Raw genomic sequence first — 15,709 nt, 5'->3', positions numbered from 1 at the left:
CACGCGGTCGTGGCGCTCAACGTCCCTGCCACCGACCCGGTCCACAAGGCGACCATCATCCCGCGCGGCCGCGCGCTTGGCATGGTCATGCAGCTCCCTGAGCGGGACAAGCTGTCCATGTCCTACGAGCAGATGACCTCGCGGCTTGCCATCATGATGGGCGGCCGCATCGCCGAGGAGATGATCTTCGGCAAGGACAAGGTCACCTCCGGCGCCCAGTCGGACATCGAGCAGGCGACCCGCCTTGCCCGCATGATGGTCACCAAGTGGGGCTTCTCGCCGGAGCTCGGCACGGTGGCCTATGGCGAGAACCAGGACGAGGTCTTCCTCGGCATGCAGATGGGCCGCCAGCAGAACGTCTCCGAGGCGACCGCCCAGAAGATCGACTCGGAGGTCCGCCGCCTGGTCGAGGACGGGCTCAACGACGCCCGCCGCATCCTGACCGAGAAGGCGCACGAGCTCGAGGCCCTGGCCCGCGGCCTGCTCGAATACGAGACCCTCACCGGGGACGAGATCCGCCACCTGCTCGATGGTCAGCCTCCGGTGCGCGATTCCGGCGACACGGTGACACCGGCCCGCGGTTCCGCCGTTCCGACCGCCGGACGGGGCCGTCCGCGAGAGAGCGACGGCGGCATGGAGCCGCAGCCGCAGGCCTGAGAGCCCGGCAAATCCTGAAAATCAAGGAACGCCCGCTGCTTCAGCGGGCGTTCTTTTTGTTTACCTCGTCGTACTAATATTCTTAAGGGCCGGGTTTCGGGCATGTAACAATCGCTTATCACTTGTGATGGCGCGAATTGGCTCTGACACCTTGACCGAATTCGGGGAGGTTGCTTTGAAAAGGCCAAGACGCGCCATGGCGCGACGGAATGCGGAGACAAAGCACGTGCGTAAATACTTCGGAACCGACGGCATTCGTGGCCGCGCCAATGGCGTGATCACCCCGGATCTCGCCCTCAAGGTCGGCCAGGCTGCCGGCCTCATGTTCCAGCAGCGGGGCGACTATCGCCACCGGGTCGTCATCGGCAAGGACACGCGCCTCTCGGGCTACATGATCGAATCCGCCCTCCAGGCGGGCTTCACCTCGGTCGGCATGGACGTGCTGCTCCTCGGCCCGATTCCGACCCCGGCCGTCGCCATGCTGACCCGCTCCATGCGCTGCGATCTCGGCGTCATGATCTCCGCCTCGCACAACCCATACGAGGACAACGGCATCAAGCTGTTCGGCCCGGACGGGTTCAAGCTCAGCGACGACATGGAGCTGCAGATCGAGGCCCTGATCGATTCCGACCTGACCCGGCGCCTGTCCGAATCCGCCGCGCTCGGCCGCGCCAAGCGCATCGAGAGCGTCCAGGCCCGCTACATTGAATTCGCCAAGCGGACGCTGCCGCGCCAGCTCGATCTGGAAGGCATGCGCGTCGTGATCGATTGCGCCAACGGCGCCGGCTACAAGGTGGCGCCTGAGGCCCTGTGGGAACTCGGCGCCGAGGTGGTGTCGATCGGCGTCGAGCCGAACGGCTTCAACATCAACCACGATGTCGGCTCCACCGCGCCGGACGCCCTGATTCACAAGGTGCGCGAGCTGCGCGCCGATGTGGGCATTGCCCTCGACGGCGATGCGGACCGGGTGCTGATCGTCGACGAGAAGGGCCACAAGGTCGACGGCGACCAGCTCATGGGCGTCGTCGCCCGCTCCTGGAAGGAGGACGGCCGCCTGGCGCAGCCCGGCATCGTCGCGACGATCATGTCCAATCTCGGCCTCGAGCGCTATCTCACCGGCATGGGCCTCGGCCTCGTGCGCACGGCGGTCGGCGACCGCTACGTGCTCGAGCACATGCGCGCCAACGGCTACAATCTCGGCGGCGAGCAGTCCGGCCATATCATCATGTCCGACTACACCACCACCGGCGACGGCCTCGTGGCCGCGCTCCAGCTCCTCGCCGTGGTGAAGAGCCTGGACAAGCCGGTCTCTGAGGTCTGCCACTGCTTCGAGCCCCTGCCGCAGGTGCTCAAGAACGTGCGCTACAAGTCGGGCAAGCCCCTGCAGGAAGCGTCCGTCATCAAGGCCATCGAGGCCGGCCGCGAGACCCTGGGCCAGGCCGGCCGTCTCGTGATCCGCCCCTCCGGCACCGAGCCGGTCATCCGCGTGATGGGCGAGGGCGACAACGAGGACCTCGTCAACCGCGTGGTCGACGACGTGGTCGAGGCCGTGACCCAGGCGGCGTCGAAGGCTGCCGCTTAAGGCGAACCACACGATCAGTTCTCAAACAAAAGCCCCGGCGAGATGATCGCCGGGGCTTTTTCAGTTCTGGGCACCTGCCATGAATCCGTCTCTCACGTCATCACCTCCCCGGACTTGATCCGGGGATCGGTGCCGGTGATCTCGATTGGAAAAACGCAGCGCTTCACAAAACCGGGATGGCCGGCACAAGCCGGCCATGACGTGAGTGGAGAGACTTGTCCGTTGACTCCGCTCACTCCGCCGGATGGGCCGGCGGAACCTCTTTCCGATGCGACGGCAGATCCTCGCCGTGCGGGACCTGGCCCGTCTGGGCGCGCAGCTTGTCGAGCATCTCGCTCACGTAAGTTGCGGGCTTGGTGAAGCCGCCGAGGAGCAGGTAGATCGAAGGCACCACCAGCATGGTGAGAATGGTGGAGACCGTGACGCCGCCGACGATCACCGAACCGATGGCGTTGCGCGCCTCGGCGCCGGCGCCGGTCGACCAGGCGAGCGGGATGGCGCCGCCGATCATGGCGATCGAGGTCATCAGGATCGGCCGCAGGCGCAGCACCGAGGCCTCGAGCACCGCGTCCTGCACCGAGTAGCCGCGCTCGCGCAGCTGGTTCGAGAACTCGACGATCAGGATGCCGTTCTTGGTCATGAGGCCGATGAGCAGGATCATGCCGATCTGGCTGTAGATGTTCAGCGTCTGGCCGGTGATGAACAGGGCCAGCAATCCGCCGGTCACCGCGAGAGGCACGGTGAGCATGATGATGAACGGGTTGATCCAGCTCTCGAACTGCGCCGCCAGCACCAGGAACACGACGAGCAGCGCCATGGCGAAGGTCATGTAGATCGCGCCGGTCGAGTCGAGGAAGTCCTTGGACTGGCCCGTATAGCCGATGCGCACTTCCGCCGGCAGATTGTCGCGCACGATCTGCTGCAGGATCTCGAGGCCCTCGCCGATCGAGACGCCGGGCGAGAGGGACGACTGGATCGTGATCGAGCGCAGGCGATCGAAGCGGTTGAGCGCCTGCGGCGCGGCGGATTCCGTCAAGCTGACGAAGGACGAGAGCGGAACGAGCTCGCCGTTGGCGGCGCGGATGAAGGTGTTAGTGAGATCGTTCGGCGTCGCCCGGTCCTGGGCGCGGGCGCGCATGATCACCGGATATTCGTCGCCGCGGCTGACGAAGGTCGAGACCTCGGTCTCGCCGAACATGAGCTGCAGCGTGCGGCCGATATCCTCCACCGAGACGCCGAGATCGGCGGCGCGCTGACGGTCGATCTGCACGCGGATGTCCGGCTGCGACTCGCGGTAGTTCGAGTCCATGTTGACGAACTTGCCGGTCTCCTGGGCCTTCTGCATGACGATGTCGCGCCAGCCGCGGATCGTCTCGTAATCGGGGCCGCCGAGCACGAACTGGATCGGCTGGCCGAAGCCGCCTGCGCCGCCGAAGGCCGGCGGGTTGACCACCGACACGCGCGCACCGGGGAAGGCCGACACCTTCGGCGTCATCTGGCGCACGATGTCCTGCTGGCTCTCCGTGCGGTCCTCCCAGGGCACGAGGCGCACGATCACGATGCCCTCGTTGACGGGGGAGGGGCGCGCGAAGCCGGGAGCGACCTGGCTCAGCATGGAGGCGACGAGGCCCTGCTCCTGCAATGGCATGAGCGCGCGCTCGACCTCCTTCACCCGGTCGCGGGTGTAGTCGAGGCTGGCACCCTCCGGCGCCTGGAGGCGGACGATGATGGCGCCGCGATCCTCGGTCGGCGCGAATTCCTTCGGCAGCGACTGGAACAGCCCATAGGCGGACAGCGACACCAGGAAGCCGATGAAGAGAATGACGACCGGGATGCGCAAGGCGCGGGAGAGCAGCCAGCGGTAGCCGCTGTTCATCTTCTCGAAGACCGGCTCGGTCATGCGCTGGATCCGGCCATGGGCCGGGACCATCAGCTTGGAGCACAGCATCGGGGTCAGCGTCCGCGCCACCACGCCGGAGAAGAAGATCGCGGCGGCGAGCGTGATGCCGAACTCCCGGAACAGCTTGCCCGTGTTGCCGGTCATGAAGGCGAGCGGCACGAACACGGCCATGAGCGTTGCGGTGGTTGCAATCACCGCGAAGCCGATCTCGCGCGCGCCGTCGAAGGAGGCGAGCAGCGGCGGCTGGCCCTCCTCGATGCGCCGGTGCACGTTCTCGATCTCCACGATGGCGTCGTCGACCACGATGCCGATGGCGAGCACGATGGCGAGCAGGGTCAGCACGTTGATCGAGGCGCCGAAGAAGGCCATCACCATGAAGGCCGCCGTGATGGAGACCGGGATCGCCACCATGGCCACAATGGTGGAGCGCCAGTCGCGCAGGAAGAGCAGGATCACGAGGATCACCAGCGCCACGCCTTCCAGCAGGGTGTGCAGCACGCCGTCGATGGAGGCGCGGATGAACTGGCTCTCGTCGTAGGCGATCTCGGCCGTTGTGCCCGGCGGCAGCGACGACTTGAGTTCCTCCAGCTCCTTGCGCACGCCGTCGACGACCGCGAGCGTATTGGCGGTCGACTGGCGCACGACGCCCATGCCGATGGCGGTCTCGCCGGATTGGTAGAACTCGAAGCGCGTATCCTCCGGCCCGACCTCGACCTGGGCCACCTCTCCGAGCCGGACCAGGTAGCCGCTCTTGTTGGTGACGATGATCTGCTGGAATTCCTCCGGCGTGGCGAGGCGGGAATCGGTCTTGACGGTGAATTCGCGCTGGCTCGATTCGATGCGGCCGCCGGGCAGCTCCACGTTCTGGCGTTTGATGGCGGTCTCCAGATCCTGCACCGTCAGGCCGCGGGCGGCGAGCGCCGGCCGGTCGATCCAGATGCGCATGGCAAAGCGCCGCTCGCCGCTCAGGTTGACGTTGGCGACGCCGGGAACGGTGGAGAGGCGGTCCACGTAGACGCGCTTGAGAAAGTCGCTGAGTTCGAGCGCATCGAGCGAGGTGGATGTCACGCCCACCCACATGATGGCCGAGGCATTCGCATCGACCTTGCGTACCACCGGCGTATCGGCGTCGTCCGGCAGCCGTCCGGTGACGCGGGACACGGCATCGCGCACGTCGGAGGTCGCAGCCTCCGGATCGCGGGACACTTCGAATTCGATGGAGACGGAGGAGCGGTCGTTCTGGCTCTGCGACGTGATCTGGCGAATGCCCTCGATCCCGGCGACCGCACCCTCGATGATCTCCGTCACCCGGCTCTCGATCACCTCGTTCGAGGCGCCGCGATAGACGGTGGAGACCGAGACGACCGGCCGGTCGACCTGCGGATATTCGCGAACCGGCAGGTTCATGAGCGCGGCAAGGCCACCCACGATCAGCAGCAGGCTGACCACGACGGCGAAGACGGGGCGGCGGATGAAGAGGTCTGAAACCTGCATGGCTCTATTCGATCCGAACTGGAGCGAGGGACTCGCAACGAAACTCGACACAACTCTCCTCCCCCTTGTGGGGAGGAGTTGGAGGTGGGGGTGTCAGCGCTTCGCTGGTCCAGTTCAGCGCTCACACCCCCACCCTGGCCCTCCCCACAAGGGGGAGGGGAACAAGCTGGTTCACTTCCGCTCGGCAGCCTGGGCGCTGCCGATGGCCTGCGGCACGTTCAGGGAGGAGCGGGAGGGCTGCTCCCGGTTCGCCGCAGGGACGGGAGCTGTCGGAGCGGCACCGCCGGATCCGACCGGGCGGGCGACGACTTCGGCTCCGGGGCGCACGCGCTGCACGCCGAGCACCACGATGGTCTCGCCCGGCTGCAGGCCGCTCACCACCTCGACCTTGCCGCCCTGGCGCTGGCCGATGGTGATGACGCGGCGTTCCACCTTGCTGTCCTTCACCGGATAGACGATGTGGCGCAGGCCCTCGCTGACGATCGACTCCTCCGGCACCACGACGGCGTCGTCCTTGGTGGACACTTCGAGCGCCACCGACAGGAACATGCCGGGCTTCAGGGCCTCGTCCGTGTTGTCGAACTCGGCGGTCAGGCGCGCGGTGCGGGTCGTCTGATCGACGCGAGGATCGATCGTCGAGACGCTGCCCTTGAAGGTGCGGCCCTTATAGGCGGCGGAGGTGGCGTTGACGATCTGGCCCGGCTGGAGGCGGCCCAGGAGGTTTTCCGGCACCGCGAAGTCGAGGCGGACCTTCGACAGGTCGTCGAGGGTGGTAATGCGGGTGCCGGGCGCCACATAGGCGCCGAGGGAGACGGAGCGGGTGCCGACGCGGCCGGCGAAGGGGGCGCGGATGATCAAGTCCTCGAGCCGGGCCTCGGCTGCCTTGCGCTGGGCGCGGGCGGAGGCGATGGAGCCGTCGAGCGACTTGATCTGGGCCGTCAGGTCGTCGACCTGGGCGCCGGTTCCTGCGCCGGTGCGGCTGAGCGCCTGGGCGCGTTCGAGCTTGATGGCGACCTCGTTGCGGAGCGCCTCGGCGCGGCTCGCCTCGGCCACGGCCTGCTCGATCTCGGCGCGCCGCTCGGCGGCGTCGAACTGGATCAGCGTGTCCCCGGCCTTGACCTTCTGGCCTTCGGAAAAGCCGATCTCGCCGACGATGCCTGCCACCTTCGCGGTCACGGTGATCGATTCATAGGCACGCACCGTGCCGACCGATTCCCGCATCTCGACGATGCGCCCGGTCTTGACGACGTCCACGTCGACGGTCGCGGGTCCTGCTGGCCCGCCGCGGCCCCGTCCGCCGGGACCGCCCTGGGCACCGGCCTGCTGGCCTTGGGGCTGGCTCACATACGCGCCGATCACGGGCAGATTGGCCAAGTGGCCGCCCTTATAGGCGTACCAGCCGCCAAAGCCTGCTGCCCCCAGCACGGCAATGACGGCGAGTTGACCGGACACACGCATGCTCGCTCCTTACTCAGTCTTTTAGGCCTTGTCGGCTTTTTGCTCGTAATTGTCGGAAGGTGTCCTAGCACAATATATGCCAAGTGCTGTGACCATAACGCAGCAAACACGATGTTTTGTATTACGATTTCGTAATCTGTCTCTCCCCCGAAAAGGTAGGTTTCCGTCGTGACACCGCATTTGCGGCAAGCTCGATATTGTTCCCTTTTTGTTCTAGGAAATAATCCATATTTTTGATGGATTGTTTTATGGGGTTGTCAACGTCACAGGAGCGAGAATGGAGAGCGGTCCGAAAGGCCCTCACCCTTGCCCAGCTCGAACTCCGGCAGTTGCGCCTCTCGCTTGTTCTCAGGCGGTTCAATCCGAGCCAGCCGCGCGTGCCGGCAGGGAATTCCGATGGCGGGCAATGGACGGATGGGGGCGGAGGAGGCGAGCGTCCGCGCGCCACCTTCGTGTCGGCACGACCTCGTCGAGGGGGCGGCACGCGCAACATCGGCGGACGGGACTATGCGACCACGCCGGCACAGGAGGTCCGTCTCGACGTTTCGGCGGCACGGGCGCGGGCTTTGACGCGGGAAGTGCAGCGCCACGATCCCAACTGGCGCCCGACGCCCAGTATGTATGGCGACGTGGAAGGCGCGATCCGAGCCAATGAATCGCAAGCCTTGCAGGCTGCCGTTCGGTTGCGGGAGTTACAAAGGCAGGAGCCCGTTCGCGGGCCGATGGAGGAGATCTTCCAGCCGAACGGGCAGCATGTAGGAATCAGGCATGGGAGAGCTTCTGATCGGACGCGCACCATGACCTCATCCGAGTTTGGCGACTTGCTTGAAACACTTATGCCAGGCGCTCGTGCCGTGCCGTCTCCTCCGGGATATCGCGGTCTGTGGTATCAGCGGCCCGATGGATCGATCTTCGGCGTGCGGCGGAGTGAGACGCACGGGATAACGGTCGACGTTATACAACATAATCATCCCGTGGTTAGTAATGGATACAAGGTCCATCAGAAATGACAGCAGAACCAAGGCATAGGCACTTCGACCGCTCCATGAGCGAGTGGATCAAGATGGTTGCGAATGAACTGCCGGACGATGCGGTTGGTCTCTGGCAGATCGTTCCGGATGGTCGTCGCGGATTTGAGCTCGAGGGCGATGCGCTGGCCGACTACGTCCGGCGCTGCATCGCCGAGCTTCTGTCGCGCGGGGCGGTACCGGTCGTCGGCGGCGGGCTCGAGGGTGAGCACGACTGGATCGCGCAGTCGCAATACGGCTCGAAGCCCGGCGAGATCATCGAGAACGTGGTGCGCGAATGGCTCGCCAACGGCGCCAAGGACGAGGATCCGGGCGGGCTCTGGTTCGCCCTGCGCGAGCATGCTTGGTTCCCCTCAGCATCGTGAGATCCTTGAATTTTGTTGACCGTGACCCGAGGCTCCGGCATACCGGTTGGCGGGACACCTCTCCCCACCGAGAGGCGCCCATCTGTAAGGATGGATTGCAATGACGAACCTGCCCGCCGCGCGTCCGCGCGCGCCTTTCTTTTCATCCGGCCCCTGCGCAAAGCGCCCCGGATGGTCTCTCCAGAACCTTAAAGTCGACAGTCTCGGCCGCTCGCACCGCGCGAAGCTCGGCAAGGCGCGCTTGAAGCTCGCCATCGACCTCACCCGCGAGGTGCTGGAGGTGCCGGACGGTTACCGCATCGGCATCGTGCCCGCCTCCGACACCGGCGCCGTGGAGATGGTGCTGTGGTCGATGCTCGGCGCCCGCCCGGTCGACATGCTGGCCTGGGAAAGCTTCGGCGAGGGCTGGGTTACGGACGTGGTCAAGCAGCTCAAGCTTGCCGACGCCCGCGTGATCAATGCGGCTTACGGCGAACTGCCTGATCTCGCCCAGGTCGACACCAAGACCCGCGACGTGGTCTTCACCTGGAACGGCACCACCTCCGGCGTGCGCGTACAGAGCGCCGACTGGATCGCGGCCGACCGCGAGGGCCTGACGATCTGCGACGCCACCTCGGCGGCCTTCGCGCAGAAACTCGATTTCGCGAAGCTCGATGTGGTCACCTTCTCCTGGCAGAAAGTGCTCGGCGGCGAAGCGGCCCACGGCATGCTCATCCTCTCGCCGCGTGCGGTGGAGCGGCTCGAGAGCTACAAGCCGGCCTGGCCGCTGCCGAAGATCTTCCGCATGACCAAGGGCGGCAAGCTCATCGAGGGCATCTTCGAGGGCGAGACCATCAACACCCCGTCCATGCTCGCGGTCGAGGATTACATCGACGCGCTCGAATGGGCGAAGTCCATCGGCGGGCTGAACGCGCTGACCGCCAAGGCCGATGCCAACGCGAAGGTCATCCATGACTGGGTCGCCAAGACCCCGTGGATCGCCAACCTCGCCAAGGTGCCGGCGACGGCCTCGAACACCAGCGTCTGCCTCGTCATCGCCGATCCCGACGTGGTCGCAAAGGGTCCGGAGGCCGTGGCGCAGGTCGCCAAGGGCATCACCACGACGCTCGAGAAGGAGAATGTCGCCCTCGACATCGGCGCCTATCGCGATGCGCCTCCGGGCCTTCGCATCTGGTGCGGCGCGACGGTGGAGCAATCCGATCTCGAAGCCCTGACGCCCTGGCTCGACTGGGCCTTCGCGCAGGAAAAGGCGAAGCTCGCGAAAGCGGCTTGAACTTCACCCTCCCCTAGAGGGGGAGGGTCGACGCCCGTCAGGGCGGCGGGGTGGGGTGGCAACACCACTCTCAGCCGACTGCCCTCGGACCTAACGCCAGTTATTCAGACCGACAGCGCCGTTCACCCCACCCCGGCTCTTCGAGCCGACCCTCCCCCTCAAGGGGAGGGTGGAAGGGGCGGCAAATCTGAGGTGCACCATGCCCGCTCCCCGCGTTCTCATTTCCGACGCTCTCTCGCCCGCCGCCGTGCAGATCTTCAAGGATCGCGGCATCGAGGTCGATTTCCAGCCCGACCTCGGCAAGGACAAGGACAAGCTCGCCGCCATCATCGGCAATTACGACGGCCTTGCGATCCGCTCCGCCACCAAGGTCACGGCGAAGATTCTCGAACAGGCGACGAACCTGAAGGTGATCGGCCGCGCCGGCATCGGCGTCGACAATGTCGAGATCCCCGCCGCGACGGCGAAGGGCATCATCGTCATGAACACGCCCTTCGGCAATTCCATCACCACGGCAGAGCACGCCATCGCCATGATGTTCGCGCTCGCGCGCCAGATCCCGCAGGCCGATGCCTCGACGCAGGCCGGCAAGTGGGAGAAGAACCGCTTCATGGGCGTCGAATTGACGGCGAAGGTGCTCGGCGTGATCGGCTGCGGCAATATCGGCTCCATCGTCGCCGACCGCGCCATCGGCCTGCGCATGAAGGTGATCGCCTACGATCCCTTCCTGTCGCCGGAGCGCGCCATCGAGCTCGGCGTCGAGAAGGTCGAGCTCGACGAGCTGCTCCGCCGCGCCGACATCATCACCCTGCACGTGCCGATGACGGAAAAGACGAAGAACGTGCTCTCAGGCGAAAACATCGCCAAGACCAAGAAGGGCGTGCGCATCGTCAATTGCGCCCGCGGCGGCCTCGTCGACGAGGCGGCGTTGCGCGCAGCCCTCGATTCCGGACACGTGGCAGGGGCCGCCTTCGACGTGTTCATCGAGGAGCCGGCGACCGCAAATCCGCTCTTCGGTCATCCCAACGTGGTCTGCACGCCGCATCTGGGTGCCGCCACATCGGAAGCGCAGGAGAACGTGGCGCTGCAGGTGGCCGAACAGATGTCGGATTACCTGCTCCAGGGCGCGATCCAGAACGCGGTGAACTTCCCCTCGATCACGGCAGAGGAAGCGCCGCGCCTGAAACCCTTCGTGGCGCTTGCCGAAAAGCTCGGCTCCTTCCTCGGCCAGCTCACGGAAGCGCCGATCAAGGGCATCCGCATCGAGTACGAGGGCGCGGTCGCGGAGATGAACACCCGCGCGCTCACCTCCGCCGCGGTGACCGGCGTGCTGCGTCCGTTCCTGCAGGACATCAACATGGTCTCGGCTCCGCTGGTGGCGCGGGATCGCGGCATCACGGTGGAAGAGGTCAAGCGCGAGAACGCGGCCCGCGACTATGAGAGCTTCGTGCGCATCGTCGTCGATGCCGAGGACATGTCGCGCCATGCGGGCGGCACCGTGTTCCAGGACGGCAAGCCGCGCGTCATCGAGATCCGCGACATCGCGGTCGATGCGGAGTTTGCGCCGCACATGATCTATGTGCGCAACGACGACAAGCCCGGCTTCATCGGTCGATTCGGCACGCTGCTCGGCGAATCCGGCGTCAACGTCGCGACCTTCGCGCTAGGCCGCGACAAGCCCGGCGGCGATGCGATCTGCTTCGTCTCGGTCGACCAGCCGGTCTCCGACGAGCTGCTGCGCCTGATCGAGGATATCCCGCAGGTCAAGCGCGCCCGCGCCGTGCGCTTTTAATTGCATCTTCCGGCGAAGTGGACACCGGTTCGCCGAAAGAGAAGATGCAAAGAAAAAGGATCAAGAGGAGTTCGAGATGGCATCCTCCCCGACGCAACGCTTCGTCCTGACGCTCGCCTGCGCGAACCGTCCCGGTATCGTAGCCGCCGTGGCGGGGCATCTGTCGGAGGCCGGTCTCAACATCCTCGACGCCCAGCAATACGACGACACGCAGACGGATCGCTTCTTCATGCGTGTCGTGTTCGATCCCGTGTCGGGAAAGAGCGATCTTGAGGCGCTCAAAAGCGGCTTCACGCCGCTCGCCGAGCGCTTCGGGATGACCTGGACCCTGCGCGATCCGAGCGTGAAGCGGCGCGTCATGCTGCTGGTCTCGAAGTTCGACCATTGCCTTGCGGATATTCTCTATCGCTGGCGCATCGGCGAATTGGATTTCGAGCCCGTCGGCGTGATCGCCAATCATCCGGCCGAGACCTACAGCCATGTGGATCTCGGCAGCGTTCCCTTCCACTGCCTTCCCGTCACCAAGGATACGAAGCTCGAACAGGAAGCGCGCGTCTGGGAGATCATCCGCGACGCGCAGGTCGATCTCGTGGTGCTCGCACGCTACATGCAGGTGCTCTCCGACGGCCTCGCCGCGAAGCTCGTCGGGCGCTGCATCAACATCCACCATTCCTTCCTTCCGAGCTTCAAGGGCGCCAAGCCCTATCATCAGGCCCATACGCGCGGGGTGAAGCTGATCGGCGCGACGGCGCATTACGTGACCTCCGATCTCGACGAGGGCCCGATCATCGCGCAGGACGTGGAATCGATCACCCATCGCGACTCGGCCGAGGATCTCGTGCGCAAGGGCCGCGACATCGAACGCCGCGTGCTGGCCCGCGCCGTGCGCTACCACCTGGAAGACCGCATCCTGCTCAACGGCCGTAAGACGGTGGTGTTCGCGGATTAGCATGTTCGGCCTGCTCCCATCCCCCACGTCATCACCGGCCTTGTGCCGGTGATCCCGTTTTAACACCCTCTCGCCTCATCCTGAGGAGCAGCGAGGCTGCGTCTCGAAGGAGGTTCCAGAGTGCACTGGAATCTCCTTCGCGACCTCCTCAGGATGAGGTTGAGAAGTTGGGAATGAAAACGTGGATGGCCGGGACTGATCCCCGGATCAAGTCTGGGGACGGCCATGACGTCGAGTGTAATGTCTTTTCTACCCCTTCCTCTCCGCCAACCAGATCCCGCCGAGCACCAGCGTGAGGCCGATGGCGTGATAAAGCGCGAAGGGTTCGCCGAGAATCATCACTGCGAGCAGCGCGCCGAAGACCGGCACGAGATTGACGAAGAGGCCGGCCCGCGCCGGGCCGATCAGCTCGACGCCGCGGATGAAGAAGATTTGCGACAGCAGCGAGGGCAGGAAGGCCACGTAGATGAGGACGAGCCAGCCCTTCGGCGTCGGAAATTGCACCGTGCCCTGGACGATCTCCATTCCGACGAGCGGCAGGGAGCTCACGAAGGCGACGACTGCGATGGCGGCGAAGAACACGAGGCTCGAAACGGCAGGGCGGTAGCGCAGGCCGAGCGTGTAGATGGAATAGAACACGCAGGCGATCAGCATCCACACATCGCCGATATTGAGCGCGAGGGTCTTCAGGATCTGCCAATCAGCCTTCACCGATACGATGGTCACACCGATAAGCGTGACGGCCATGCCGATGACCTGCAGCGGGATCACGCGGGCGCGGAAGACGAGCACCATCGCGGCGAGCACGATGACCGGGATCGAACCCTGGAAAAGTGTGATGTTGATCGCGCTCGTGTGGTAGGCGGCGGCGTAGAACAGGGCATTGAAGGCGGTGAGCCCGAAGATGCCCATCAGGATGGTGAAGAGCCAGCGTTCCTTCAGCTGCGGCCATGAATCCACCACCTGGCGACCGACCAGCGGCAGCAGGAGCGCCACCACGATCACCCAGCGCAGGCAGGTGAGCACCATGGGCGAGATCTGGTCCACGGCAAGCCGCCCGGCGATCCCGTTGCCGGCCCACATGAGGGTGGTGAGAACCAGCAGCAGATAGGCCTGTCCCCACAGCCTCTTCCAGAGTGAATGCAGGATTTTCATGAGGGCCGGACCTTCTGGCGGCTCGCACTCAAAAGCGGTTTCCCGTTTCGGGTGCGATACAATTGCACTTGCCGCCGCCCGCCGTTCGGCTAAACCGGCACCGAACGGAGCGGGTGACGCATGGGCTTACGGTTTCTGGTGGTCGAGGGCAATACGCGGGACGCAAGGCAGGTCCACAGAGAATCCTATGGACTCACGCCCTCCGAATCCTATGCGGAGGTGATCCAGGCGATCGAGCGCGAGGCCGTGTGCGACATCGCCCTTCCGGCGGACGAGGGCGCGAACCTGCCGGATGCGGCGGGGCTCGAATCCTACGACGGCATCGTGCTCACCGGCTCGCATCTCAACCTTTACGACCGCACCCCCGACATCCTGCGCCAGATCGACCTGATGCGGGCGGTCTATACCTCGCGGACCCCGTCCTTCGGCTCGTGCTGGGGGCTGCAGATCGCCGCGGTCGCGGCTGACGGCGACGTGCGTCCGAACCCGCTCGGGCGCGAGGTGGGCATCGCGCGCAAGGTGATGCCGACCGATGTCGGGCGGACCCATCCACTTCTCGAGGGCCGCCCCGCCGTCTATGACGCGCCGGCGATCCATCTCGATGCGGTCACGACGCTGCCGGGGGATTGCACGGTGCTGGCCGGCAATTCGGTATCGCCCGTCCAGGCCGCCGAGATCCGCCAGGACGGCGGCGTGTTCTGGGGCGTGCAGTATCACCCGGAATTCTCTCTCGGCGAGCTTGCGGTCATCCTGAACCGCCGCACCGACATCCTCGTGCGCGAAGGCTTCTGCCGCACGAAGGAGGACGCCATCGCCTATGCGCAGGATCTCGCCGCGCTGGGCAAGGATCCGTCTCGCTTCGATCTCGCCTGGCGCTATGGCATCGATGAAGAAATCCTCGACCCGCAGCGCCGCACCCGCGAAATCCGCAACTTCATCGAGCACCGTGTGAAGACGGGAAAGAGCGCGAGGGGAAGGGCCTGACCGGAAGGCGCGTCCTTGAACCCTCTCCCGTCATCCCCGGGCTTGTCCAGGGGACCCACGTCTTTGCACCGTTATGGTTCGGAAGACGTGGGTGGCCGCAACAAGTGCGGCCATGACGCAGAAGGGCGTCATCTCACGATCATTCCTGGACAAGCCTGCTCAGGCAGGCTCCCGCTCCTCCGCCTTGGGCCTGCTCACCTGCAGGACCGTGAGGCGCTTGCGTTCGCCGGTGCGGGTGGTCCAATCGATCGATTGCCCAAGCGGGAGCCCGATGAGCGCGGTTCCGATCGGCGTCAGCACCGAGACCCTTCCTTTCGAAATGTCGGCCTCGTGCGGATAGACCAGGGTGACCGTCTGCACCCGTCCGGTCACGTCGTCGCGGAAGTCGACTTCGCAGCCCATATGGACGGCGTCGGCCCGCTGCCTGCCTTCAGGCAGAACATGGGCCCGGTCGAGTTCATCGGCGAGTTCCCGTGCCACGTCCGGCATCGTATGCAGAGCCGCGTCCGCGAGGGTCGAAAGTTTTTCGTGATCCGCCGCGGTCAGAGTGATGCGTGGCTTTGCCGTGGCGGCTGTTTTCTTGGACATGTGATGCTTCCTGTTCGTGGATGTGCAGCAGCGGGAGGCGCTGCACGTGTGCCGGACCGTCGTCGGATTCCGGCGGTTGCGATGATGAATTGCAGTTCTCATGCCTCGGCATCGCGGTCTGCGCACAGCACGAGCGCGAAGCCGGCGAGGATGTGCCGTGCCGGACGAGGCGGCATCCGGTTCCATAGGCCGTCGAAGGAATGAGCTGATTGGGAGCGCCCCGAGCCCGGAGCGCAAGCGCGCGTTGAGCTCGGGGCTACGTGCCCGCGATGAGGTTGCCCGCCCGATGCAGGCCGCGACGGTATCGCAGAAGGCTCAACATGATGGGCTGAAGGCTCCTACACCCGGCCAAGTTTGTCAAATGACGGCAAGCCGCCGCTTGCGTCATCCCACCCTGCGCCGTCGTGACACCCGCGCCGTCATGCCCGGGCTTGTCCCGGGCACCCACGTCTTATCCAGCGCGGCGGTTCCTCAAGACGTGGGT

At 65.4% G+C, this 15,709-nt stretch carries 10 protein-coding genes and 1 pseudogene; 7 read left to right on the top strand and 4 right to left on the bottom strand.

Features of this window, described 5'->3' with window-relative positions; all coding sequences use genetic code 11:
- Together JKL46_RS31810 and glmM are read left to right on the top strand one after the other, a co-directional pair.
- Window positions 1–657 (top strand): annotated as a pseudogene (locus JKL46_RS31810) (ATP-dependent zinc metalloprotease FtsH); the annotation flags it as partial.
- A 226-nt stretch (window positions 658–883) separates the two neighbouring features.
- Window positions 884–2,239, top strand: coding sequence for a phosphoglucosamine mutase (gene glmM, locus JKL46_RS31805; RefSeq protein ID WP_201842190.1), 1,356 nt, complete (start codon window positions 884–886; stop codon window positions 2,237–2,239).
- Window positions 2,240–2,471: 232 nt separating this feature from the next.
- On the opposite strand, the gene JKL46_RS31800 is transcribed toward glmM, so the two are convergent.
- On the bottom strand, window positions 2,472–5,633 hold the full coding sequence (locus JKL46_RS31800) for an efflux RND transporter permease subunit (RefSeq protein ID WP_201842188.1): 3,162 nt from the start codon (window positions 5,631–5,633) through the stop codon (window positions 2,472–2,474).
- A 171-nt stretch (window positions 5,634–5,804) separates the two neighbouring features.
- Window positions 5,805–7,091: an efflux RND transporter periplasmic adaptor subunit gene (locus JKL46_RS31795; RefSeq protein WP_201842186.1), complete on the bottom strand. Its 1,287-nt coding sequence runs from the start codon at window positions 7,089–7,091 to the stop codon at window positions 5,805–5,807.
- A gap of 1,045 nt (window positions 7,092–8,136) precedes the next feature.
- Between JKL46_RS31795 and JKL46_RS31790 the strand changes: the two genes are divergently transcribed.
- The 4 genes from JKL46_RS31790 to purU all read left to right on the top strand — a co-directional run bounded on the left by JKL46_RS31790 (window position 8,137) and on the right by purU (window position 12,498).
- The gene (locus JKL46_RS31790) at window positions 8,137–8,484 is read left to right on the top strand and encodes a hypothetical protein (RefSeq protein ID WP_246529674.1); all 348 of its coding nucleotides are present in this window, start codon (window positions 8,137–8,139) and stop codon (window positions 8,482–8,484) included.
- 100 nt (window positions 8,485–8,584) lie between these two features.
- Window positions 8,585–9,757, top strand: a complete 1,173-nt coding sequence (locus JKL46_RS31785) for a phosphoserine transaminase (RefSeq protein ID WP_201842182.1) — start codon at window positions 8,585–8,587, stop codon at window positions 9,755–9,757.
- 199 nt (window positions 9,758–9,956) lie between these two features.
- Window positions 9,957–11,549, top strand: coding sequence for a phosphoglycerate dehydrogenase (gene serA, locus JKL46_RS31780; RefSeq protein WP_201842180.1), 1,593 nt, complete (start codon window positions 9,957–9,959; stop codon window positions 11,547–11,549).
- Window positions 11,550–11,625: 76 nt separating this feature from the next.
- Complete coding sequence (purU, locus tag JKL46_RS31775) at window positions 11,626–12,498, top strand: formyltetrahydrofolate deformylase (RefSeq protein ID WP_201842178.1); 873 nt, start codon at window positions 11,626–11,628, stop codon at window positions 12,496–12,498.
- A 249-nt stretch (window positions 12,499–12,747) separates the two neighbouring features.
- On the opposite strand, the gene JKL46_RS31770 is transcribed toward purU, so the two are convergent.
- Window positions 12,748–13,653, bottom strand: coding sequence for a DMT family transporter (locus tag JKL46_RS31770; protein WP_201842176.1), 906 nt, complete (start codon window positions 13,651–13,653; stop codon window positions 12,748–12,750).
- Window positions 13,654–13,773: 120 nt separating this feature from the next.
- Between JKL46_RS31770 and JKL46_RS31765 the strand changes: the two genes are divergently transcribed.
- Window positions 13,774–14,637, top strand: coding sequence for a type 1 glutamine amidotransferase (locus tag JKL46_RS31765; RefSeq protein WP_201842174.1), 864 nt, complete (start codon window positions 13,774–13,776; stop codon window positions 14,635–14,637).
- Between the two features lie 159 nt (window positions 14,638–14,796).
- On the opposite strand, the gene rnk is transcribed toward JKL46_RS31765, so the two are convergent.
- Window positions 14,797–15,225, bottom strand: a complete 429-nt coding sequence (gene rnk, locus JKL46_RS31760; RefSeq protein ID WP_201842172.1) for a nucleoside diphosphate kinase regulator — start codon at window positions 15,223–15,225, stop codon at window positions 14,797–14,799.
- Between the last annotated feature and the right edge of the window lie 484 nt (window positions 15,226–15,709).

The organism is Microvirga zambiensis WSM3693, assembly GCF_016735695.1.
In the GTDB taxonomy this organism is placed as follows: Bacteria; Pseudomonadota; Alphaproteobacteria; order Rhizobiales; family Beijerinckiaceae; genus Microvirga; species Microvirga zambiensis.
This window is presented reverse-complemented; position numbering and strand designations above follow the sequence as displayed.